This is a genomic window from Thiobacillus thioparus DSM 505 (assembly GCF_000373385.1).
In the GTDB taxonomy this organism is placed as follows: domain Bacteria; phylum Pseudomonadota; class Gammaproteobacteria; order Burkholderiales; family Thiobacillaceae; genus Thiobacillus; species Thiobacillus thioparus.
Genome location: NZ_KB891326.1, coordinates 211209 through 234817, shown reverse-complemented (window position 1 = coordinate 234817; position 23609 = coordinate 211209). Strand labels below are relative to the sequence as shown.

25 protein-coding genes are annotated in these 23609 nt (G+C 54.0%); 8 read left to right on the top strand and 17 right to left on the bottom strand.

Features of this window, described 5'->3' with window-relative positions:
* Window positions 1-10 precede the first annotated feature (10 nt).
* The 10 genes from B058_RS0108935 to B058_RS0108890 form a co-directional block, all read right to left on the bottom strand.
* On the bottom strand, window positions 11-883 hold the full coding sequence (locus B058_RS0108935) for an ABC transporter permease (protein WP_245539284.1): 873 nt from the start codon (window positions 881-883) through the stop codon (window positions 11-13).
* Window positions 837-1700 (bottom strand): ABC transporter ATP-binding protein, encoded by an 864-nt coding sequence (locus B058_RS0108930; protein WP_018508135.1) that lies wholly within the window; start codon window positions 1698-1700, stop codon window positions 837-839. The genes B058_RS0108935 and B058_RS0108930 overlap by 47 nt, the downstream gene beginning before the upstream one ends.
* Window positions 1700-3022 carry an ABC transporter permease subunit gene (locus B058_RS0108925; protein ID WP_018508134.1) on the bottom strand — a complete coding sequence of 441 codons (1323 nt, stop codon included), beginning with the start codon at window positions 3020-3022 and terminating at the stop codon, window positions 1700-1702. The genes B058_RS0108930 and B058_RS0108925 overlap by 1 nt, the downstream gene beginning before the upstream one ends.
* A gap of 148 nt (window positions 3023-3170) precedes the next feature.
* Window positions 3171-4313 carry an ABC transporter substrate-binding protein gene (locus tag B058_RS0108920; RefSeq protein ID WP_018508133.1) on the bottom strand — a complete coding sequence of 381 codons (1143 nt, stop codon included), beginning with the start codon at window positions 4311-4313 and terminating at the stop codon, window positions 3171-3173.
* A 146-nt stretch (window positions 4314-4459) separates the two neighbouring features.
* Window positions 4460-5185 carry a cyclic nucleotide-binding domain-containing protein gene (locus tag B058_RS0108915; protein WP_018508132.1) on the bottom strand — a complete coding sequence of 242 codons (726 nt, stop codon included), beginning with the start codon at window positions 5183-5185 and terminating at the stop codon, window positions 4460-4462.
* Window positions 5186-5195: 10 nt separating this feature from the next.
* The gene (locus tag B058_RS0108910) at window positions 5196-6233 is read right to left on the bottom strand and encodes a 2Fe-2S iron-sulfur cluster-binding protein (RefSeq protein WP_026240783.1); all 1038 of its coding nucleotides are present in this window, start codon (window positions 6231-6233) and stop codon (window positions 5196-5198) included.
* A 24-nt stretch (window positions 6234-6257) separates the two neighbouring features.
* Window positions 6258-6719, bottom strand: a complete 462-nt coding sequence (locus tag B058_RS0108905; protein ID WP_040723919.1) for a nuclear transport factor 2 family protein — start codon at window positions 6717-6719, stop codon at window positions 6258-6260.
* A gap of 79 nt (window positions 6720-6798) precedes the next feature.
* Window positions 6799-7998 (bottom strand): aromatic ring-hydroxylating oxygenase subunit alpha, encoded by a 1200-nt coding sequence (locus B058_RS0108900; protein WP_018508129.1) that lies wholly within the window; start codon window positions 7996-7998, stop codon window positions 6799-6801.
* Window positions 7999-8850: 852 nt separating this feature from the next.
* Window positions 8851-9012, bottom strand: coding sequence for a hypothetical protein (locus B058_RS0108895; protein ID WP_157265710.1), 162 nt, complete (start codon window positions 9010-9012; stop codon window positions 8851-8853).
* A 268-nt stretch (window positions 9013-9280) separates the two neighbouring features.
* On the bottom strand, window positions 9281-9640 hold the full coding sequence (locus B058_RS0108890; protein ID WP_245539282.1) for a TusE/DsrC/DsvC family sulfur relay protein: 360 nt from the start codon (window positions 9638-9640) through the stop codon (window positions 9281-9283).
* 139 nt (window positions 9641-9779) lie between these two features.
* On the opposite strand from B058_RS0108890, the gene cysB reads away from it, so the two are divergent.
* From cysB to B058_RS16735, 8 genes are all read left to right on the top strand, one after another.
* Complete coding sequence (gene cysB, locus B058_RS0108885) at window positions 9780-10754, top strand: HTH-type transcriptional regulator CysB (protein WP_018508127.1); 975 nt, start codon at window positions 9780-9782, stop codon at window positions 10752-10754.
* 524 nt (window positions 10755-11278) lie between these two features.
* Window positions 11279-12664, top strand: coding sequence for a methanethiol oxidase (gene mtoX / locus B058_RS0108880; protein ID WP_018508126.1), 1386 nt, complete (start codon window positions 11279-11281; stop codon window positions 12662-12664).
* 4 nt (window positions 12665-12668) lie between these two features.
* On the top strand, window positions 12669-13424 hold the full coding sequence (locus B058_RS16745; RefSeq protein ID WP_051082064.1) for an SCO family protein: 756 nt from the start codon (window positions 12669-12671) through the stop codon (window positions 13422-13424).
* The gene (locus B058_RS16740; protein WP_081616765.1) at window positions 13421-14626 is read left to right on the top strand and encodes a cytochrome-c peroxidase; all 1206 of its coding nucleotides are present in this window, start codon (window positions 13421-13423) and stop codon (window positions 14624-14626) included. The genes B058_RS16745 and B058_RS16740 overlap by 4 nt, the downstream gene beginning before the upstream one ends.
* A gap of 305 nt (window positions 14627-14931) precedes the next feature.
* Entirely contained in the window at window positions 14932-15471 is a 540-nt protein-coding gene (fae, locus tag B058_RS0108865) for a formaldehyde-activating enzyme (RefSeq protein ID WP_018508124.1), read from the top strand.
* 142 nt (window positions 15472-15613) lie between these two features.
* Window positions 15614-15790, top strand: a complete 177-nt coding sequence (locus B058_RS17535) for a (4Fe-4S)-binding protein (RefSeq protein WP_018508123.1) — start codon at window positions 15614-15616, stop codon at window positions 15788-15790.
* Between the two features lie 166 nt (window positions 15791-15956).
* On the top strand, window positions 15957-17312 hold the full coding sequence (locus B058_RS0108855; protein ID WP_026240780.1) for an FAD-dependent oxidoreductase: 1356 nt from the start codon (window positions 15957-15959) through the stop codon (window positions 17310-17312).
* Between the two features lie 77 nt (window positions 17313-17389).
* Window positions 17390-18094, top strand: a complete 705-nt coding sequence (locus B058_RS16735) for a Rieske (2Fe-2S) protein (protein ID WP_051082060.1) — start codon at window positions 17390-17392, stop codon at window positions 18092-18094.
* A gap of 114 nt (window positions 18095-18208) precedes the next feature.
* Here B058_RS16735 and B058_RS0108845 read toward each other — a convergent pair whose 3' ends face one another.
* From B058_RS0108845 to B058_RS16730, 7 genes are all read right to left on the bottom strand, one after another.
* Window positions 18209-18604: a rhodanese-like domain-containing protein gene (locus B058_RS0108845; RefSeq protein ID WP_018508120.1), complete on the bottom strand. Its 396-nt coding sequence runs from the start codon at window positions 18602-18604 to the stop codon at window positions 18209-18211.
* 30 nt (window positions 18605-18634) lie between these two features.
* On the bottom strand, window positions 18635-19030 hold the full coding sequence (gene gcvH, locus B058_RS0108840) for a glycine cleavage system protein GcvH (protein WP_018508119.1): 396 nt from the start codon (window positions 19028-19030) through the stop codon (window positions 18635-18637).
* Window positions 19011-20426 carry a dihydrolipoyl dehydrogenase gene (gene lpdA / locus B058_RS0108835; RefSeq protein ID WP_018508118.1) on the bottom strand — a complete coding sequence of 472 codons (1416 nt, stop codon included), beginning with the start codon at window positions 20424-20426 and terminating at the stop codon, window positions 19011-19013. Before lpdA ends, gcvH (B058_RS0108840) begins: the two co-directional genes overlap by 20 nt.
* A gap of 59 nt (window positions 20427-20485) precedes the next feature.
* Window positions 20486-21028: an OsmC family protein gene (locus B058_RS0108830; protein ID WP_018508117.1), complete on the bottom strand. Its 543-nt coding sequence runs from the start codon at window positions 21026-21028 to the stop codon at window positions 20486-20488.
* Between the two features lie 568 nt (window positions 21029-21596).
* On the bottom strand, window positions 21597-21989 hold the full coding sequence (gene gcvH, locus B058_RS0108820) for a glycine cleavage system protein GcvH (RefSeq protein WP_018508116.1): 393 nt from the start codon (window positions 21987-21989) through the stop codon (window positions 21597-21599).
* A gap of 26 nt (window positions 21990-22015) precedes the next feature.
* Window positions 22016-22420, bottom strand: coding sequence for an OsmC family protein (locus tag B058_RS0108815; protein WP_081616764.1), 405 nt, complete (start codon window positions 22418-22420; stop codon window positions 22016-22018).
* Between the two features lie 73 nt (window positions 22421-22493).
* On the bottom strand, window positions 22494-23588 hold the full coding sequence (locus B058_RS16730) for an ABC transporter substrate-binding protein (protein ID WP_018508114.1): 1095 nt from the start codon (window positions 23586-23588) through the stop codon (window positions 22494-22496).
* Between the last annotated feature and the right edge of the window lie 21 nt (window positions 23589-23609).

The window sequence follows — 23609 nt, the reverse complement described above, 5'->3', positions numbered from 1 at the left end:
GAATCATCCTTTACCGTTTTCTCAACCATGGGGTTAAGTAACTACCGAGTTTTCGTAAAAGCTCGCTGGAGATGAATCCAGCGATGCCGATGCTGATCATGCCGACAACGATCTGTTCGTATGACCCACCGACATATGAATTCCAGATGAAAAAGCCCAATCCACCACCCGAACCACCCGACCCACCACCGCCCGAAATCATTTCGGCAGCGACCACGACTTCCCAGGTGATCCCCATGCCTACGGCAGACCCCACGACGATCGAAGGAAGCGTTGCCGGGAGAACGACACGCCGGAAGACATCCCATTGCGAAGAGCCCATTGACTGTGCGGACTGGAAATAGCGGGGATCAATGGATTTCGCACCTCCCAGAACGTTTATCACGATCGTGAAAAAGGCCCCGAGAAAAGTAACGAATGCAATGGACAATTCCTGGCTTGGCCAGAAAATGATCGATGCCGGAACCCAGGCCAGTGGCGGGATCGGCCGCAATATTTCAAAAGAAGGAAAAACCAGACCGTTGAATGTCCTGTTCACTGCCATGAATAAGCCCAGGGGAATACCGACCACCATGGCAGCAAAGAATCCCGCCAGCACACGGAGCGTGCTCATATACCAGCTTTGCCAGTAGCCTGGGTCACCCAGCAATCCGTACCACGCGACCACAACTGCAGTTGGCGCGGGAACATGGCCAATCCAGGGCACGGCAAAGCCGAACCACTCCTTGGACCGCGAACCGATCTCCCACAATACGAGGAACACGAAAATGGCAATGACAGCACGTAGTTTGGATCGATTAAATAGTGCTTTTCTCAAACGTTTGGCATTCATATTGTTACCCTTCTTTCTCGCCAGCCGAAAAAGCTTTCTTGGCTTCTTCATGTACGAGTTCTATCGTCTCATCCATCAATTGGCGATATCGTGTACTGGTCAGTACGCTGTAATCACGCGGATGAGGGATATCAACATCAATAATTTTTTTCGGCTTACATGGACGCGAGGACATGATGACAAGTCGATGTCCAAGAAAGATCGCTTCTTCCAGATCGTGGGTGATAAAGAAGATAGTGACTTTGTTTTTGTAATAAATTTCCAGTAGAGCCTCATGCATCACCGATTTGGTGAGCGAGTCGAGTGCGCGATAAGGTTCGTCGAACAGCAATACCTTGGGTTCATTCATCAGGGCCCGTACAATTTCTACCCGACGGCGCAAGCCGGAGGAAACTTCGCCGGGGAAATTGTGCTCGGTCCCGCTTAGACCGGCATCTGCCATCATGCTGCGGGCTTTGTCGTAGATTTCCTTTTTACCCAACTTGCCTTGCATCAACGGGCCAAAAGCGACGTTGTCCAAGTTGGATTTCCATGGAAACAGCGCACCGTTCTGAAACACCACAATGCGATCAGAGCCCGGTTGGGCCATGGGTTTCTCGGGCCCGCACAGGAGTTCGTCATCAAGGAAGATCTTGCCCGAACTGATACTGTGAAACCCTGCAATGGCATTCAACAGTGTGGTTTTTCCGCAGCCGGATGGCCCGACAATCATGCATATTTCGCCAGCGGGAATATCAAGCGAACAATGGTCCACAGCCATCACCGCAGCGCCTTCAGGATCATAGATCTTGACTACATCCTCAATCCGGATTGCACCTTTCAATGCTCCTTTTTCAGCCTTCGCAGATTTTTGCAATACGGCACTCATTAACGACCTCCCAAGGCAAGTTCGCGGACTCGCCACTGCATCATGTAGTCACCTGCCATGCGTACGAGGGCGCTGGAGGTGTAGCCAACTATGCCAAGTGTGATCATGCCGATCACGATAGTCGGATAGCGAACCATCGTATAAGACGTGTTGATCACATAACCCAGCCCGAACTCGCCGGATACCATTTCTCCTGCAACCAGAGAGAACCAGGCAACACCGATCGATATTTGCAGGCCCGTAAACATAAATGGCATGGCCCCCGGCACAATCACTTCCTTAAAGGTTTGCCACTTACTTGCGCCGAGACAAGCGGCCGCCCGGCTGTAAGACTCGTCGATAGTTTCGACGCCCAGCATGGTATTCAGGGCGGTGGCATAGAAAGATGCAAGAAAGGTAAGGTAGATAACAGGCGTTTCGGAACCCTGAAACATTAGGATCGCCAAAGGCACCCAGGCAAGAATTGGGATGGGGCGCAACGTTTCAAAAACAGGAAAGACGTATTCGCGGAACGTCTTGGACCAGCCTAGAAATAGCCCCAGCGGTACGCCAAGGACCGTGGCAAGGAAAAATGCAATCAGGATTCGGCGAACGCTGACCCAGATATGCTGGTAATACTCAGGCGTATAGATAGATAAACCATATACCGGGTCTTTGCTGAACCATTCTTTCATCACCACGGTCAATCCCGGCATGTCCACAAACCTGGGCAATTTCCAGACCTCGACTGTGAAATACCAGGTAGCCAACAGGATTCCGAATCCCGTGAACATCAGATAGGGCTTTGGACTTTTCAGCCACTGCGACAGACGGAACATCGTCAAGGTCAAACCGGTGGCCATGGTGACCGGCACTTGCGTGAAATGCGGGACATGCCCCGCCACTTCTTCCGGCATGGTGTATTCTTTATTGATCATGGTCGCGAAGCGACTCATGACAATATCGCCGGTTTCGGGCGAAGCCCTGAAGAGATTGATCAGTTCCTCGCCGTTGATCCGGATCAGTTCAGTCCGTTCCATGCAGACGGTCTTCGCCAAACGGCTGCGCTGATTATCGAGCACCGCTGCCCAGCCAAATACATCGCCGCTATGCAGGATTTTTTCCGGGTGGGTCGCCTGGAAGCCAATCCCAAGCGTGTGCTGTACCGTACCTGAGGACACGATATAAACATCGTCAGCAAAATCGCCCTGGTGATAAATGACATCCCCTCGAGCATAAGACTCATATCGAGCCAGCTTAGCAATTGCATCGAGCATGTCGCTCGGAACCGTCTGGAACGGCATAGATCGCTTCAGCAAGGCTACAGTTTGGTTCTGGTCCATTTATATTCCTCTTGAAGCTATACTGTCTGAAATCTTGGGCCGCCGGCGATGGCGCCGATGTATTTCAGAAGTCAAGACTCCCGCCAGCCGTACGCGTCAAGCCATGCGCACAGCTGGGAACAATCCTGATAAATTGTGTTGGAGAGAGTTACTCGCCTTTATATGCGGAAGCTGGCAAGGCTTTAACCACGCCGATCGGACTCTTCAGGCCACGCTCTTTCAATATCGCCTCGGTGAACTCCGGCATGACGGCGTCGGGCCGCAATGTAGGCGTATTAATGCTCTTTACGGAATAAAGAAACGCTGCAGCTTTGGTGATTAGCGCCGAAGCTTCCGGGCTAATTGTGTAAGGCAGCTGGAGCCGTACTGCGGTACCCCCTTGGGCTTCCGGATATTCGCCATACAGCGATGTCCAGAGAACCTTTTCTGTGAAGCCCGTGGTTTGATCCTTCACCATACGCGCAATCTTTTGTGCGTTTTTCGGGTCAGCCAAATATTGCTGGGCATCGAGTTCGGCATTCAGCCATGCCTTAACGACGTCTGGACGCTGCTGTATCAGGTCGTTGCGCATGACAATGAATCCACCGTCGTTTTCATTCACTGCCGTACCAGACGCGACGCGCTTGGCGAGGCCTTCAAGCACCAGGCGGGACGCTGTAGGCTCCCAAATAACCGCGGCATCGATCTTGCCAGCCCGGAAACCGCTGGTAATGACCTCGATGTTCTGATTCAGGTAACTTGCAGGTTCAATACCCATTTTTTTGAACACGGCTTGTGCAAAACGATCTGTACAAGAGCCTTTTGGCACGGCCACCCGTTTGCCATTCAGCCATTTGATGGCCTCTGTCTGATTGGCAAATTTAGGGGCGTCAGTCCTTGCAAGGAAGATATTGCATTGATCGTGGCCTAAACCCGCTGTGGCAACGATACGAAGATCTGCAACATTCTGTTTGGTCGTCGAGACGATGGCCGGCATGTCTCCCATGTAACCAATATCCTGCTTGCCTGCGAGCATCGCGTTGACGATAACGGCGCCCTGCAAGCCGATCGAAAATTCAACAGTGGATCCCTTGGGCAGGTATTTCTCATAAAACTTCATGGGCTGCATTACCACACCGGACCAAGACTCCGTGTAATACGGCTGGTAACCAATGACCAAGTGAATGGGGTCACCCACTTTCCCATAGCTGTTCTCCCCTGCGAACGCAGAAGACACGTTCCCGACAGTAAGGCCAAAAGTCGCAACTAAAACTGCTAATGCGAGACCAATGCAACGATCAAACCAATTCATAAGGCAAGTCATGATGAAATTCTCCTCTTGTTAGACACTTCCCTGGTACGGGTCATAATCAATACTGATTACTCTTTATATCTGTACGAAATTCATATGCTGTGCAACGCAAAGTCTTGGTGCTAATCCCGCTATTAGTGTTTTGGCTATTTCTCTCCTTGGGAACCCAGATGTCGAGTGATCAGCGTCGAAAGCTTACGCATGACGAGATATCCCGATGCCGGATCGGATTCGAGGACCTTCAAGGTTTCCTCGCCATTCAGTCGCAACAGGACCGAGTCTTCCAAGCAGGTGGCCTTTGCAATCCGACGCGCTTGATTCTCGAGTAATGCGGCCCAACCAAACACTTCACCCTTATGCAAAACAAAACCGGCAGGGCTGGTGCCATCACGGCCAATGAGAAACTCAACGCGACCCGACTCTAGAATATAAAGATCATCGGTTGGGTCGCCGATGTTATAGAGGGTGCTCCCGCTTTCGTATTTCTCACGACGGGCAAGCAAATCAAGCCGTTTCAGGGTGTCGCCAGAAACATCCATGAACAACTGTGCCGCCTTCAGCGCGCTGGATTGCAATACGAATATTTCGCCGTCCTCAACCTTGACTTCGTATTTTTCAAGAGGAGCCTCGGCAAGGCCGAGCGCTTTTCCGGTGGTAATGTCCCACTGCCATAAATGCTGGTGGCAGGTAAGCACTGCGCCATCGTAATAGCCCTCGGCCAGGCAAACTTCCTGATGGGGGCAAATTCCCTGATACGCGTAATAACAATCGCCCGCGTTGGCTATGAGGACTTTGAGCCCGCCCTCGACGTCATAGTCTTTCATTCCATTGCTGGGAATTTCAGCCGTATTGCATATGCGTATCTTGCTCATTCCGCCATTCCTAACTGAATTTGTCATAACAAATGTTGTCGGTGGTTAATCTCGCCTGAAGTAATATTCGGACGGTTGCATCCACCATTGGCGGTGGGCCGGCAAGATAGGCCCTGACGTTTTGATAACTGCCCTGCATATGACGCCCCGCTACATCGTGCACATAACCCGTGTCGAACTTCAGGTGCGGATAGTCGCTCAGGGCTGAAGCAGGAGGATCCTCTTTCGAGAGGGCTATGGTCACATTCAGTTTGTCACCGCATTGAGCCCGTAATCGAGAAAACTCATCGAGGAAAAAGGCATCCTTCAGCGTCTGCACACCAAAGAACACATCACCCCGATATTGGCGGAAATAATCATCCTGTGCAGCCCGCGACAGGATGGATATCATTCCCGCAATGCCGCTGCCGCCGGCAATACAAAGTATGTTTTTTGACAAGCCCGGGTAAAAAGTCGCATGGCCCAAAGGTCCAAACACCTCGACCTCCACACCTGTGCACTGGCTATTGAACAGCCATTCGGATATCCCGCCCCCCGGCTTCTTCTTGACAATGAATTCGAGGCTTTCCGCTTCACGCTGATAGTTGACCATTGACCAACCGCGAAACCCCGCCACGCCGGGTACCTGGACCATCACAAACTGGCCGGCATCAAACTCCATCGGCTGGCTCAGCTTGATCTGAAGATGAATCACGTCGGACGTCAACAGCTTTGCCGAACTTATATTCCCCTTCAATGCAGCAGGTACGCAAACGCCCGCTTCCATAGTCTGAACAAAGCTTGCCACTTCGATTGATGCATCAGTTTTAGCCGCACACTGACACATCAGAAACTCATCCTCGCCCTTTAGGTATTTGCGCCCTGGAGCATCGGGCCAAGCATCGACGATCTCTCCCGAGATCAGCCGCGCCTTGCACGTTCCACATGTTCCACTACCACATTCATAGGGCAGGCCAACAGCACCACTCAATCCAGCGTAAAGTAATTTTTCCCCTTCGGTCGCATTAAAATGATGTGCGCGGTTTCTGGCATTGACCTGGATTTTCATAGCGCTGTTAGTCCATTAAAGCCATCAAAGCGGGATGTGGTAACCGATACCGAGCATCCGCGTATCTAGACGAACATTCCGGTCCAGTAACTTTGGATTGCCCCCATTCATGGAGATGGTGTCGTAGACTTTTCCAACTGCGAACAACTCAGTCGCACCACCATCCAGCGATGTCTTAAAGACCTGTAACGCACTGACCGTTTTGGCCTGTTGTTTGGCTTCGTCTTGTTCGACGGTATACACTGTGACGTGACGGCTTAGCGATGAATGATCGCTGTTGTGTCTGGGCAAATTGTCGAACAGAACCTTCATGCCGTCTTTATCATGTTCAAGCCAGGTCATTTCTTTGCGGATTTCCGGAATGTAAGCAGTAATGGCATAGCGAAATGCCGGATCGCACAAGTCAAGGAATCCAGTAAAGTTCTTACTGTCCATCGCAAGGGAGGACCGGTAAATCAGTTCATCAATTAATTGTTTGGGCGTCACGCCAATAGTCCTCGTATTGAAGTAATGAAAGCCTGCAAATGGTTGTCGTCACACTTGCGGCACAAAAAATCAACATGGCTCAAGCCAACTTGTTGTCACCGAAGGGATCGGATGCTTGACGCCCCATGCGCTTGCCCCACTCAGCGTAGAAGTGCCGCATCCCAACCTCATCATGTATCGTCGAGTTTTCTTCACGACCATGCAAAACCCATTTGCTGTCGCTTCGCTCACGCATGGCCAATCCTTGTCCATGCACACCGAGCAGATCTTCATGCAAGTTGCGACCAAACGGCCCCCAAATCGTATTGTGATCACGCACTCGCTCAGCACGCTGCTCCGGCGTGTCGCTCTTTAGCCCTAATCCACGGAATTCGATAATCAGTTTGTCCGGCCCCAACGGGATAGCCGTATCCATTCGTAGCACCGACGTACGAAGGTTGAAGGTCATTCCAGGAAAAAGGTCAATCAGGACCCAACCGCCAGGCGCCAAACCCGGCCAGCCCACAGCGCGCTCTTGGCTACCTGCGTAAGCATCGTATTTAATCGCCATCGAACCCACCGATGCGTGGCCGTTCGGATACCCCTTGTACTTGCGATCAAAGTAGCCTGGTTGCATCATTCCCGTAATACGGTTGAAGTAATGCATATAGTCGTGGTAGAACTCGCTGTTCGTGTCATGCCACAACTTGTAATTCGTATTGACGATCGCCTTATGATAGGTAAAGACTTCCAAAGGCATGCTGAGATTCTCTTCCATCATGCCCAGCGCATCGCCGATATATTCCTTGAGTGTGCAGCTATCGTCGTCCACGTTGACCCAAACAAAGCCCCCGTAACCCACTTCGCTTTTCACTTCACGCAAACTCGCGTCTTTGCAGCCGTAACGTTCCTGGTAACCTTCCTTGCCACGAGGGATATCCGTGCAATCGCCTTTCGGGCTGAATGACCAGGCATGGAAAATACATGTGATGCGTTTGGCGTTTCCGACAGGATCGTAAAGGAGCGTGTTGCCACGATGCGGACAGATATTGTAGAAGGCGCGCACTTTCATGTCTTCGCCGCGGATCATAAAGAGCTGTGCCCCGCCAGGATGATGAAAAGTGCGGTAATCGAACGCGTTGGGCAATTCCGACTCGTGGCAGCCAATAATCCAGCATTTATTGAAAATCTTTTCCTGCTCCTCACGGAAGATCTCGTTATCCGTATAAATCCGGGTATCTACAAAATGAGTAGACGGAAATTTGGGCTGCTCTTTCCATGCAATTTCATTACGCGACATTCTTGTCTCCTATGAGTGTGGCAAGGTAAAAACATTTTTTAAAAAAGGTTAAGCATAGGCCGTGCCAGGCATTAAAAAATGAATTTTGACTTCACGCGCAATGCGTAAAATCACGTCTGTCATAATAAAAAGAGTGAATGCCCGATCGAGGCACTCATTCAAAATAACCTTTACCCTGTAACGATCAAGGTATTTTTTGAAACAGTGTGCGCCAAATTTGCTACATCCTCCTGAACTGAATCACTGGCGGCCTCGTGTAGTGCGCCCAGATGGCCTGGTAAGAGAGGCTTTCTTGCGGGGACGAAACAATTATCCTCAACGTTTATCGCTTCCTTGAGCGAGACTAACACCCTACAGGTGGTCAGTCTGCCGGGCGTTCCCCGAGTGGATGAAACGGTATTCTTGAACCGTCCAGAAATAAAGAAATGCGGAATGACGCGCATGCCCCATAAGCAGGGCAGCAAGCTGAAAAAAGCGGCCTGTCCGGTGAAAGATTCCTGAGCTGATTTGCCGGGGCCGCACCGCGAACGACTGGCTTTGTGTTGGAGAAGTCAGATAAGGGGCAATCGGGGCGGTGCTCAAGCCGATCCTTGCGCGCGATGCCCATTCTTGTGACGGATAGCGGCAAGGGTTTGGGCGCTGTTGAGCGGAAATACAGTTCCCTCGAGTCCAGAAAGCATGATGCCGTGCGTGCGTACATAGGCTTCTGCCGCCGACGACTCAGGAAAGAACGCCATCAGATTACACCCAAGCCCGCTTCTCGACCTCGCCGACCAAGGTACAGGTCGGCCGACAGACGCTCGAGCCGAGCGAGAAAACTTTGATCAGCCAGGTATTGCTGGATCAGGTCCGTCACACACCGAGGCATTGGAAAACAGAGTTGACCACTACACCAGTATGGTATTGCTCGCTGAAGAAGACCGGTATCGCGCCGGGCGACATCACTGCCGACCCGTTGAACGCGGTGGCCGACTTGGCCGGCCAATACACCTCGGCGAGGTCCTCAGTACGCACGAACAGAATCTGATGCTCGCCAGCTTGAACCAAGCCGATCTGTTCTCTATATGGAAAACGGCACGAAACCCCGGCTTGGCAAACCCAAACATCGGCCTACTACCACATAATAGTTTGCCCTGGCGCCAATTTCTGTGTGCTCGTCAATGCCCAATCGCCCCCGATCGCTAACGCCATCCGGAATGCAAATTGTAGATCCGCAGGATAACCTCGCAATAATTGAGAGCCTGCTGCCAAGGCACGAAAGAGGCCCTCAAGAAAACGTACGTCAGTTCATGTAGGCAGCGGCTTCTCCCCCAGGATTGGGCAAACCGGCTACCCGCCACAATATCTTGCAACTGCTGAACAGTTTGTGGGCCTTGTGGCGATCCAATCCGGTGGCCCGGCAGATCAGGCGCATCACCGGCAAGCTACCCAGTGCGAAATAGTGGCTGCGCACATGGTCAATCACGTCCCAGTGCTTGGGGGTAAGAACAGGAATGCCATCCTCCAGCGCGATACGTACCGCCACTTGACGCTCCCAGAGATGGGGTTCGGCAAAGAAACCATCGGCGTCGAACCAGTCGGAAATATCGCCTGCAACGGGTTGTGTGATCAGGATAATACTCATGGCCCATTCCTTGCTCATGAATTCAAGTTTGCAAGGTAACGGACTACAGCGGTACTGTGAAATCACGCTTGGCCATGGTCCCATGGCTAAAAGCTATGGTCACCGGAGATTGGCGCTAATTGCGCTATGTTGTTACCGTTATCCAGAGGAGTGGCCCATGCAGTTACAACAGCTACGCTATCTTCTAGCGCTAGCCCACAGCGGGTTCAATGTCACCAGCGCTGCTGAACGGCTGTTCAAGTCGCAACCTAGTTTGAGTAAACAACTCCGATTGCTTGAGGAAGAATTGGGCGTACCTCTATTCGAACGCGCTGGACGCCAACTTATTGGATGTACCGCAGCTGGACGGGCAGTCATGGAATTGGCTGAATGCACGCTTGCCAACATAGAGGCGATCCGCCGAGTCTCACTCGAGTTCAGTGACCCGAGTAGCGGTGAACTGTCTATTGCCACGACTCATACGCAGGCCCGCTACGTGCTGCCCCCCGTCATCCGGACCTTCAGGCGCACATACCCTGAACTGAGCCTACATCTCCACCAGGGCAGCCCGGCCCAGATCGCGGAAATGGCAGCCAGTGGCGGAATCGACTTTGCCATCGCCACGGAATCCCTGCATCTCTTCGATGAACTGATCATGCTGCCTTGCTATCGCTGGAATCGCGCTGTAGTGGTACCCAGGGGACATGCTCTAGAGATGGCTGAACCATTAACTCTGGAGGCAGTAGGGGAATATCCCATTCTCACTTATGTGTTCGGTTTCACCGATCGCTCTCATATCAACGATGCCTTCCAACGACGCGGACTCGCGCCCCGCGTAGCGCTTACCGCCACCGATGCGGATGTGATCAAGACCTACATCCGCCTAGGGCTTGGGGTGGGTATTCTGGCGGAGATGGCAGAAGATGAAAGCCATGATAGCGATCTCAGTTTTCTGGATGCCAGCCATCTGTTCGAACCCAGTATTACCCGCATCGGTTTCCGCAAAGGCCTGTTCCTGCGCGCTTGTCATTACGACTTCATCAGGACTTTTTCCAGTCACCTGTCGCGAGAAGTTGTAGATCGAGCCGCGAAAGTCAGCACGCCAGTCGAACGGGACGAACTATTCGCAACTTTAGCCATCCGGAATTATTAATACCACGCGATTGATTCGGCTTGATGGGCCTATCAAGCAATTTGTCATCCATCGGCAGAAATCAAGAATTGAATTCTCTCGCGCTCGAATGGCAGCAATTTGCAAGGCATCGCATCCTGCCGCAACCAAATCATTGGCATTCTCGTCTATCAGGAAAATGCACCCATATCCAGGCTTGGCGCCCATCGAATCAGCCTGGTTCCTTCCATTGATCTGTTGTCGGTGAAGCGCTGACTACTATAGTGACCTGGGGGTGAGACAGATTGTCACACCGTCCCGAGTCGTTCAGTAACAATCGGACTAAGGGTAAACCCCTAACAATCCACGGAAAGATAATTATTTATACGCAAAAGACATAAGGGTAAACCCTTATATAAACAACGGAACATTTTGATTTATATGAAAAAGAATGCATGGCATGAGCATTGCTTAACGTAAGGCGCGAACTTCGCTCTAGCTTATCCATGATCTATTAGAGAGCGTTGCGTCGCTGAGTTTGTCCGTTCAAAGATAAGGAGACCGATATGCCCAAATGTAATAACCGCTTTTCACTGAAGGCCCTGGCGGCCGCCGTTTCTGCCACTGTTGCATTGGGTGTGACCACCCTGCCGGCAACTACTTATGCGGATGAGACCTGTAACTCGCCGTTCACGCCACTCATCAAAGGCCAAGAAGATGTAGTCTATGTCTGGACACTGGGTGTCGAAGGCGTCGGCGACGGCTCAGACAAACTCGTAACCGTGGACGTGCGCCCTGGCTCCAAAACCTATGGCAAAGTGATCAACTACCTGTCCGTAGGTGGCCGTGGCGAAGCACACCATACTGGCTTCACCGATGACCGTCGTTATCTGTGGGCGGGTGCTCTGGACAGTAACAAGATTTTCGTGTTCGACATTCACACCAACCCGGCCAAGCCGACGCTGGTCAAGACCATCACAGATTTCGCCGAGAAGACTGGCTATGTCGGTCCGCACACCTTCTACGCACTACCCGGCCGCATGATGGTACAGGCCCTGTCCAATACCAAGGATCATGGCGGCGTGACCGGCATCGCCATTTACAACAACGAGGGCGCGTTGATTTCCAAGCATGACATGCCCACCACCAAGATTGGCGGCGTCATGGGCGATGGTTATGGTTATGACCTCGGCATCAACCCGCAGAAGAACGTCTTGCTGACGTCTAGCTTCACCGGCTGGAACAACTATATGATGGATCTCGGCAAGATGGTCAAGGATCCCGACGCCATGAAGCACTTTGGCAAGACCATGGCCATATGGGATCTGAAGACCATGGAGCCCAAGAAAATCTTCGATGTGCCCGGTGCGCCACTGGAAATCCGCTGGTCGCTGAAAAAAGGCGACAACTGGGCCGTGACCGCCACCGCCTTGACTTCCAAGCTGTATGTCATCAAGCAGGACAAGCAAGGTGAATGGCAGTCGTACGACGTCGGCACCATCGGCAACCCCGCGGATGTTCCGTTGCCGGTGGATATTTCCATGACCGCCAACGGCAAGGGCCTGTGGGTCAATACCATGATGGAAGGCATGACGCGCTTCTACGATTTCAGCAACCCGATGAAGCCGAAAGAAGTCTATTCGAAGAAGATCGGCTCCCAAGTCAACATGGTGTCGCAATCCTTCGACGGCAAGCGGGTATATTTCACCACCTCCCTGCTGGGCAACTGGGACAAGAAGGGCAAGGACGACGAGCAGTTCCTGAAGATGTACAACTGGAACGGCAAGAAACTCACGCTCGGCTTCAGTATCGACTTCTACAAAGAGAAGCTCGGTCGCGCCCACCACATGAAATTCCAGGCGCTCGACTTGAGCAAGTTGCAGCCGCTGGCTGCAGGATCGCAGAATCTGGACAGCCTCAAGCTCGCACTGACCGAGCCGAAGGGTAAATAATTTGATGTCCAAACTGAGCGCTTACATTGTTGGGGCTCTCCGCCTCCCCTTGCGGGGGGGCGGTTTTTTTTCCGTGCTCATGACGCTGGTTTTGACTGGTGCTTCCATCGCCAATGCTTCTGATGGCGATCAGTCCAAGGAAATTACCGAACAAGCCGGGGTGATCATGGACTTTAAGCCCCATCCGCCTGGTAGCTACAAGCTTTATGCGATCAAACCCGCGCCAGATGGCAAGGTACTGGATATAAATGGCAAAACACGCGCGCTATCCGAGTTCACCGGAGGCAAAGTCACGCTATTGTCATTTATTTACTCGAGTTGTGCCGACCCGGCAGGATGTCCCTATGCTTACCTCGTGTTTCACAATTTGCAGAGCCGCTTGCAGGCACTACCTGCACTGAAGGGAAAAGTTCGTCTCGTCAGTGTTTCGTTCGACCCCGAGCACGATACGCCTGAAGTGCTCAAGCTCTACGCAGGCGACAATGCGCACGGGAATCATGATGTGCAGTGGGATTTTCTCACCACGGCATCGCTACGCGATCTTGTCCCGATACTGGATGCATACGGCCAGGATGTCTATGTCGGTGTCGACCCCGTCACCCTAAAGCCTATCAACGCAAAAAGCCATGTACTGAAGGTCTTTCTGATTGACCCTAACCATGTCATCCGGGAAATCTACACCGCCTCCTATCTAGGACCCGACGTCGTCTACAACGACATTCTCACTTTGTTAATGGAAGAAGGTATAAAACTGCCATGAAAGTAATTCGTGCCCTGCGCTGGCTCTCGATGGCCAGCGTGTTGTCCTCTCTATCACCAATCGTACATGCCGACACCCCTGTCAATCTGCCCATCCCGCTGGGTCTGCCGCCTCTCGTCATTCCTGCATCCAATCCTCTGACTCAAGAAAAAATCGATCTCGGACGCCGCCTGTTCATGGATCGACGTCTTTCCCACAACAACGTCATGTCCTGCGGCATGTGCCATGTGCCCGAGCAAGGATTCACCTCACACGAACTGGGTGCTGCGATTGGCCTCGAAGGCCGCAGCCATCGCCGTAACTCGCCCACCATATTCAACGTGGGCTATCAGCGCAGTCTGTTCCACGATGGACGCGAACCGCATCTGGAAGACCAGATCTGGGGTCCACTGCTGAGCAAGAATGAAATGGACATGCCGTCGATCGGCTATGTCGTTGAAAAAGTGCGCCAACTGCCCGAATACAAGGGTCTATTCGAAACTGCTTTCAATGGCCCGGTCAATGCCGAGCGCCTTGGTCAGGCCCTGGCCAGCTATGAGCGCACTCTGGTTTCCGGAAACTCCCGTTTCGACCGCTGGTACTACGGAGGCGAGAAGAATGCGCTGAATACCAAGGAACAGCGTGGTTTCCAGGTGTTCATGGGCAAGGGGCGCTGCGTCACCTGCCACTCGGTAGGCGAGAAAAGCGCGCTGTTCACCGATCACAAATTCCACAACACCGGGCTTGGCTGGGAACGCACCATGTTTCCCGATCGCAAGAGCTATCGCGTACAACTTGCACCCAATGTGTTCGTCGACGTGAATGCCAAGCATCTCAAGCCGTTCGAGCCGCCACTGCCTGACGTAGGGCGCTATGAAGTCACGTTCAACCCGAAAGACAGCTGGGCCTACAAGACCCCTATCCTACGCGACGTGGAACTGACCTCCCCCTATATGCATGACGGCTCGCTGAGCACGCTGGAGGAAGTCGTCGATTTCTACGACAAGGGTGGAATCGACAATCCCGAAAAATCTCCCCTTATAGTGCGTTTGAATCTGACATCAGAGGAAAAATCTGCTCTGGTTGCATTCCTGAAGAGCCTGACTGGCGACAACGTCGCCGCGCTAGTGCGCGATGCACGGCAAGCGCCAGAAAATCTGCCTGTTCCGGCTCAAGATCCGAGCGACACATACTTGGACCTGATCAACGCCAGCCAGCCCTGAACTGGGCGCCATTCCATCCCGGCCCCTCTCGAAATATAAAGGAGAAGAATTTGCCCGACCCGCAGAGCCCCCACCGCATCATCGCGATCGGCGGCGGTGCAGGGGGACTCGAGTTGATCACACGCTCGGGTGACCGCCTGGTCGGCGTGGCCAGGCCGGAGTCGCCCTGATCGACTGTGCCCGCATCTTCGCGGTCGGCGACTGTGCCGCCTGCTATTCAAAGTCGTACTCGGCACCCTCACCAACATCATCAAATCCCCAAACAAACCCACCATCAAACTGCACTGAATGTCGAAAGGAAAAACATGGATCACAACACGATCATTTTCAAAACAGGCGAAGCCACCATCCTCGCCCGGGAAGGTCAGTTCACCGACGCCATGCCGGAAATCCTGATCGGCACCGTCGACGGACCCGTCGGACACGCCTTCGCCAACATGATGGGACAGACCGCAGGCCACACCCGCATGTTCGCCATCCGGGCCTGCAATCAGCAGGTGCGTCCCGCCACCCTGATGGTGCCCAAGGTCACCATGAAAAGCATGGCCTACGTCGACCTGTTCGGTGGCACGGTCCAGGCGGCCACTGCAGACGCCGTTCTGGACTGCGTGATCGAAGGCATCCTGCCGCGCGATCAGGTCAACGATCTGTGCATCGTCAGCCTGGTATGGATCGATCCGCGTTGCGCGACCGATCCCAATCTTGATCACAAAGATCTCTATCGCACCAACTACGAAGCGACCAAGCTCGCAATCAAGCGTGCGCTCAACGACGAACCTGGCATCGACGAACTGATCGCCAATCGGAACAGTATTCGCCATGACATGTACGACCCCGATGCCTGAGGCCACTTGCAGGTAATTTCCTGCCAGGGGGTAGGTAGTTCCCCGGATAGGAATTTTCCTGCCAGCGCGCAGAATAACGGCGTGGTCTGCAAAGACTGTTCATGAAGAGTTTCGACTGGTTAATCAACGAAAGGAAGGCACGATGAAAGTTGTCTGGAATGAAAAAGCCTGCTGTCACAGCGGAAATTGCGTCAAGACGCTGCCGCAGGTATTCAAAGTGGAAGACGGCAAGTTCGTGATCCAGCCCGAGAACGCCACGGAAGAACAGGTGCGCCAGGTGGTTGCGGCGTGTCCGGCGAAAGCCTTGCAAATGGAATGAGCGATCGATTTTGTTTTGACGGGCGGCCTCTCCTATAACTCCTCCTGCCCGTTAATTTTGGCGGGCCCATCTGGGCCCGCATTTTTTGCCCCTAGCAGCTTGCGTAGCTTGGTTCCGGTGTCCGGACGCCGAGCATTTACTTGTCGTCTTTTGGGAGGAAACAAGAATGAAAGGGAATAACAGTAGACGTAATTTCATGAAAATGGGCGGCGCCATGTTCGCTGCGGGAACAGCGGGTCTTGCCGGCACAGCGCGATCGACCGTGGCCAACGCCGCACCCGCGGTTGCCACCCGCACCATGGCGGCACTCCCGAAAGCCAAGGGCCCGCGCCTGGTCATTGTGGGCGGAGGGACCTCCGGCCTGACCATCGCCAAATACGCCAAGAAGGAATATCCGAAATTTGACGTGGTCCTGGTGGAAAAACGCGACATGTATTCGTCCTGCTTTTCCAGCAACTTATGGTACGCCGGTCTCATCAACCTGGAGTTTCTGGCCGACCACAGCTTCCTGGACGCTGCCGTCAACAACAATTACACCTATTTCAACGCGACGGTAACCGGTTTGGATCGGACCAGCCGGACCCTGACCACCAACGAAGGTGACATCAAGTACGATTTCCTGGTCCTGGCACCCGGCATCTCATACGACTACGACAAGATCGGCGTAACGGACGTGGACACGATGGCCGCTCTGCGCCAGATCTACCCGGGCGGCTTCATCTCGCCTACCGAACACGTCACCATTCATCGCAAGGTCAAGGAGTTCGAGGGCGGCGTCTTCGTGCAAACCGTGCCGTCCGGCAATTACCGCTGCCTGCCCGGCCCCTACGAGCGCGCCTGCCTGCTCGCCTCGACCTTCAAAAAGAACAAGGTCAAGGGCAAGGTTCTGGTGCTGGATGCCAACCCGGAAATCACCATCAAGAAAGATGGCTTCCATGCGGCCTTCAATGAGTTGTACCGGGATTACATCGAATGGCTGCCGTCCAAGGCAGTGACGGGCGTCGATGTGGACAGGAAAATCATCAAGACCGAATTCGATGAATACAAGTTCGACGACGCGGCCATCTATGCCAACGTACGCGGTTCCACGCTGATCGAACATCTCGGCTTGATGGCGCCATCGAGCAAGAGCAACCAGAAGGAAGCCCACATCGACACCCGCTTCTACAACATCATCGGCGACCCCCATGTCTACGTGACCGGCGACTCGCGTCCGCATCCCTATTCCAAGAGCGCCAACACCTCCAACACCGAAGGCCATTTCATCGCCAAGGTGCTGGCGGCGCGCGCCCAAGGCAAGGAAATCTCCTGGGTCAGTCCGCGCACCATCTGCTACTCGATGGTGAATGCCAACCCGATGGAGGCCATCAGCGTCGATGCCGGCTACGACTACAGCACCGAGAAGGACATCATCACGGGCTTCTCCAAGGACACCAAGACCTTCGAGAACCGCGATGCCGCCAAAGGCGAGGCAACGCTGGAATGGGCACGCGGTATCTATCGCGATATGTTTAACGCCTGATCCGGAATACCGGATCTCGCCGGTAATCGATACAACCGCCCTTCGGGGCGGTTTTTCCTGCGGGAGAACAAAACAAGATGGACAGACGTGGATTCGTGAAAGTGTGCGCGGGTAGTGCTGCGCTGGCTTCAGCCAACTGGGGCCAGATGGCTGTTGCTGCCGACTTCGAAGCATTTCCCGCCGCCAAACTGACCGACCAATCCGGCGCCCCGCTCAAAGGAGCGGTCATCCCCACCGGCGAGGCGCTGGTTTTTTCCTACCCACTCGCGGGCGTGCCCTGCTTCCTGATCAATCTGGGAGATCGGCCCACCAAGCCGAATATCGCCCTGAAAAATGAAGAGGGCGATTACCACTGGCAGGGAGGAGTAGGTCCCAGGGGACAGTTCGTGGCCTTCGTGGCCATCTGCACCCACCAGATGAGCTATCCTCAACCCAAGGTGTCCTATCTGCGTTATGCAGCCAGCGGTAGCGAATTGGCCGGCGGTCCCGGCAGAATCGTGTGCTGCGCGCATGGCAGTGTGTACGATCCCGCCGATGGCGCCAAGGTCGTGATTGGGCCGGCCCCCATGCCCCTGATGCCGATCCGTTTGGTCTATGACCCGGGCACCGACGAACTGTCCGCCGACGGGATCATGGGCATGGCCTACATCAAACGTTTCTTCACAACCTACAAGGCAGACCTCATCACCCGTTTCGGACCCGGCGGCTATCGCCAGGCAGTCGGCGAAAAAATCGCCTGCATACCGATCAGCCAATACAGCGGGCTGGTTCCCACCTGCTGAGCAAACACCACTCGGTTGACCTGCCCGACCGGTATCCCTGCCCGTCGTTCGCCTGGATCATTGGAAGTCCCCAATGCCTCCAGCGTGACATTTTGCCCAGCAGCACGGAGACTCTCAGTAAGCCTGTGGCACAGCGGCATTGAAGCCGCCTCCCTTCCATGATTCGATGCCGCCAGCAAGCGAAATCACCTTGCCATACCCCAGCTGCTTGAGTGTGTGCGCGGCCAGAGCGCTACGTCCGCCAGTTTTGCAGTACACGAGGATCTCTAGGTTGCGATCCAATAGAGCCTGCTCGCAGGCTGGGTAGCTGGGGTCGACCTTGAATTCGAGCACGCCGCGCGGGACATTGCAGGCATTGCCGATGCATCCCTCGTTGAACTCGGCCGGTTCGCGTACGTCCAGCAGCACGATATCACGGCGGGCGGCCAGTTCACGTGCTGCAGTGGCCGCATCCCATTCGACGATGTGGCTCTTGGCGTAGGCGATCAATTCCTGAGTCGTAAAATTCATTTCATGTTCCTTGGTTCGGAGAGTGACATTTCAATTGGTCAAGCCCATGAGCGAGAGATAGGCCGATGCATCGTGCAGATGCTCGGTCTCGCCTGGCGAGGTCAAGCGAATTCGCAATGTCCAGCCTTCTCCATAGGGGTCGCTGTTGATCAAGGTTGGCTCACTGCGCAACCGGGTATTGATTTCCAGTACCGTGCCATCGACCGGGGCGATCATGTCCGACACGGCCTTGCGAGATTCGACCGTACCCAGGGACGTGTCATGGCAAATGGTCGTGCCTACGCGCGGCAAATCGAGAAATACGACTTCACCCAGGCTGTCCTGGGCATAGTGATTGATTCCAATCAGGGCTTCGCCGTTCTCCAGCAGTCGTAGCCAGAGGGCATCGCGATGGTAGAGGCGGTCTTCAGGATAATGCTTCGGCATGATGCGTCTTTTTTCGTTTCATAGGTTTATGTACAGCCTGCCCCAGCGCATCCTCTGCCGCTTCGTGTATGGCTTCGGAAAGTGTGGGGTGGGCATGGACGGTTTGGGTGATAGCATGGACGGTGGCGCCCTGGCGGAGCAGTACGGCGGCTTCATGCACCATGTCAGACGCGTGGGCACCGATGATATGAACGCCGAGCAGTCGCCCGCTCACGCGGTCGGCGACCACCTTGGCCATCCCGGTCAATTCGCTCATGGCTTGCGCCTTGCCGAGGCCGCGCAGGTCGAATCGTCCTGCGCTGACGGCATGCCCTGTCTCGATGGCGCGCTGCTCGGTCATGCCGACACAACCGATCTCGGGCATGGTGAACACAGCCCATGGAATGATCGATTCGTCCAGCGGCGCGCATTCCACGCCGAGGGCGTGATCCACCGCCAGGCGCGCCTGGGCCGAGGCGGCATGGGCCAGCGCCAGCCTGCCGTTGACGTCGCCTACCGCATACAAGCCATCCAGGCAGGTCTGCATGAAGCCATTCGTCACGATTTCGCCTCGAGGGCCGAGTTCAACGCCCGCTTCCTCCAGACCCATGCCCTGCGTGTTGGGACGCCGGCCGATCGCAACCAGCACGCGTTCGGCACTGGCCACGACCTTGTCGTCTGCAAGGGCGACCACACCATCCGGAATGGCCATGAGGCTTTCCACTGCGCATTTGTTGATGAATTCGATTCCACGCCGGCGCATTTCGCGCTGCACGATGGCAGAGATGTCGCTGTCGATGAAGGGCAAGGGACGCTCGCCCATGGCGACCAGAGTGACCTGGACGCCAAGCGCATTCATGATGAATGCATATTCGCACGCCACGACGCCATCTCCGACGATAAGCAGGAATCGCGGCAAGGTATCCCAATGCAACAAATCGTCGCTGGTCACCACGCGGGCACGGTCGGCATCAAAGCTTTCCGGCAATATCGGGCTGGAGCCCGTACAGATCAGCACGGCATCGGCCTCGATTACGCCATGGCCTGCCACTTCCACATGATGCCCGTCCAGTATGCGGCCGCGTCCTTGTACATGGGCCACCCGGCGGTCTGCCATCAGGCTATTGATGCCGGTATTGAGAAGGTCGATCACCTTGCCTGCTTTGGCACGTATCGCCGGCCAATCCGGTTCTACCGTGCCTGACATGTGTAAGCCGTAGGACTCGGCCCGGCGCATCTTGTCGAGCAGGTTGCAGACTTCCACCAGGGTTTTGGTCGGAATGCAGCCGCGATGCAGGCACGTTCCTCCAAGGGGATGTGGATCTATCAGCGTTACTTGCGCGCCTTCTGCAGCGGCGTGCGACGCCGCCACATAACCTGCAGGGCCTCCGCCGACAATCACGATATGTTTGGTCATGTTATGACTCCTCCGTCATCCGCCCGGCCATGTGGCACTGGGTGGATGACTTCTCCAGATCAGGCAGGCACGGCGCCTACCTCCATAAGTTGGCCATTGAGGGTGACTTGGCCGCTGACCTCGATGGCGCGCACCAAGGTATCCAGCACCGGGCAATGGCTTTCCACCGTTTCCACCAGCTTTTTCAGGGTCTCTATATCGGCCGGGCTGTCCACCGTAGTTTCGAAAATGATCTTCTGATAGCCCGGCGGGACGGCTGCATCCAGGCCGAACAAGCCACGCAGATCGAGATAGCCACGCAGATTCACCTTGACGCTGTTGAGCTGTACGCCCATGACTGATGCGTAGGCGCTGTACATGATTTCCTGGCATGCGCCCAGGGCGACCAGCAACAGCTCGACCGGATTGGCTGCCGCATCGGCCCCTCCCAGATCGGGCGGTTCATCAACAATGATCGGAGCGAAATCGCGCACTTTTGCGCTGCAGCGCACATCCTCTTCCAGCTGGGTATCCGCACGGAACACCACCTTGGCGGCACCGGGGTTGCCTTGGATGCCTGCTATCGATTGCATCAGGGCGGCTTTGACGGTCTCTTGCGACATATTTGATCTCCTTTAAATAAGTGGAAGTCCTAGCACACGGCGTCGTATGCCTTAGTTTGAATTAAAGGGCATTACGCCGGAAAGAAACATACGGATGAGCGCGTATCCACTTAAGTACAATCCCTATACAGAGGAATCTCATTTCTACAGCAAAAAACCTTGCTGTATCCGGAAATGAGCGTTGAAAACTTTTTCAGGCTCCGGATGCAGTGGACGAGCGACACCGGCCCGCTCGAAAACAGCAATACGTAAGATTGAGAGTCGTGAAAAACAGGCCGCCGAGGCCAACCATCTCGAGCCGGCGCCTGCCAATAAGAACTAGCACGGAAAACGTAAACCGAAGTTCAGTGCGCTGTTCAAGGTGGTTTATATTGGCCGGCCGGCCTATATCGAATACTGCGCTGGCAGCACCGGCCATTACAGACCAGCGCCTGGAAATAACGTATCTGACAAGTCCAGATAATAGTTATACATATCGGACTGGCACAACGCTTACGAAAAAACTAGGTGCAAAAAGTAACGGACTACCTGGTCCCCGTGACAGCGGGGAAAAGTGGCAGACGACAAACTATGCGTCGTCTGAGCCGGACGTATATTTTTTATAGTCTGTCGCAGACATCAATCCACCCAACCCACCGTTATCCGGAAGTTGAACCTTCAAAAGCCACCCTTCGCCATAGGGATCACGATTTATGCAACATGGATCAGTTGTCAGCTGTTCGTTCACTTCGAGCACTGTTCCCGATACAGGGCTGATGAGATCGGACACAATCTTGACCGATTCAACGATTCCGAAAGCGATATCCTGACGGATCTCGGTACCCGCTTTAGGACACTCCACGTAAACAACTTCACCCAGGTTGTTCTGCGCATAGTGGGTAACACCAACCAGGACCACGTTTTCTCCTAGTGGCTTGGCCCACAGATGTTCTTTATGGCATAGATAGTCTGCAGGCATCATCTCACTTCTCCTTTTAATGTGCCGATCTACTGCTGGGCCAATGCAGGCATGTGTTCGATGGCGACATGGATTTGAGGTGAATGCTTGAACGTGTTCATGACTTTACAGGCACGCTCGCACATGCCGACCATCTTGAGTTCCTCTGCTTCACTCAGCCCACCTTCTATCTTGACAGTCGTCCTGATCGCGGACACGCGTTCCGGATAAGGACTGATTTCACCATCGCAAGTCACATGAAGCCGTGTCACAGGAAGTTTACGTTCACGTACATATTCAGCCAGAAAGTAATCTAGGCAGGCCGCAGCAGCGAGTAACATCAATTCGACTGCACGATGCCCATCTTCTTCAAACATCTTGATTTCACCATAAGGTGTCTTGGCCTGATAACCTGCCTCAGGTGTCCAGGAACAAGTGGCGTAATGCTTGCTCATCACTGCTCTTCTCGTAAAAAAATGAAAATACCGGCACGGTCGAGATCAAATTTCCACGACCGCACCGTGTTTATTATTTGTATGCGCTTGCCGGCATACCTTTGATGACGGCCACAGGGGCCGTAAGGCCCATCTCCTTCAGGGCTTGCTTAACGGGGCCATCATTAATGGGATGCGGCGGCATACCGGGCGTATCGGTAACCTTGAGCTTGTTCAAGAATCCATATCCCTTGTTCATCAGGTTGAGGACATCCTTGTCGAAGACCATCTTGCCCACGTAATTCACCGGGTCGCCACCGATTGAAGCAGGATTTTCCTCATACAGTGCCAGCCAGGCAGTTTTCGGAGTGTAGCCTGTCAGCTCTTTCGCGATGATTTCAGCCGTTTCCTTGGGATACTTGGCCATGAACTGAACTGCCTCGATCTCAGCCTTGATCCAGCCTGTAGCAGCCTGTGGATTTTTCTCGATGAAGTCCTGACGCATCAGCGTGAAGTCCGCATCGCTTTCATTCCATGGCGCGCCGGTAGCGACATACCGGGCATTTCCAAGCTCCACTTGTCTGCGGGCATGCGGCTCCCACATCGCAGCGGCATCAAGCTTTCCGGCTTCAAAATTACTGGCGATCACTTCGATGGGGGTGCTGAGGATTTCGGACGGTTTGAAGACACCCTGATCGATGAGAGATTCCACGAAACGGTTTGTGCAGGTTCCCCGGTGCACAGCAAACGGACGGCCGGAAAGCCATTTCATGGCTTCCTTATAGTCCTTGAACTGCGGTGCATCCTTCCTTACCAGGATCTTGTTGCAAACCTGTCCATTGCTATACATCGGGACCGAAACCAGGCGGATATCGGCAACCTTGTATTTGGTCGTCGCAACAAGTGAAGGCATGTCTCCCATTGTGCCGATCTGCATTTTATTGGAGAGCAATGCCGCTACCATGGGCGGTCCCGTAAGCTGTGGCTCGAAGCGTACCGTACTCCCTGGCGGAAGATATTTTTTCCACAAACCTTTTTCCTTGATAATCACGCCGCTCCAGCCCCCCGTCCAGTAGGGGTGATACCCGTAGGTAATATTCACGGGCCCATCTGCGCGTGCCGTCGTTTGTCCGCCGATTAGCAGGCCAGCCACAAGACCGACAGCCATCAATTTCAATACTGTTTTCATAATTTCTCCTCCACAATTAAT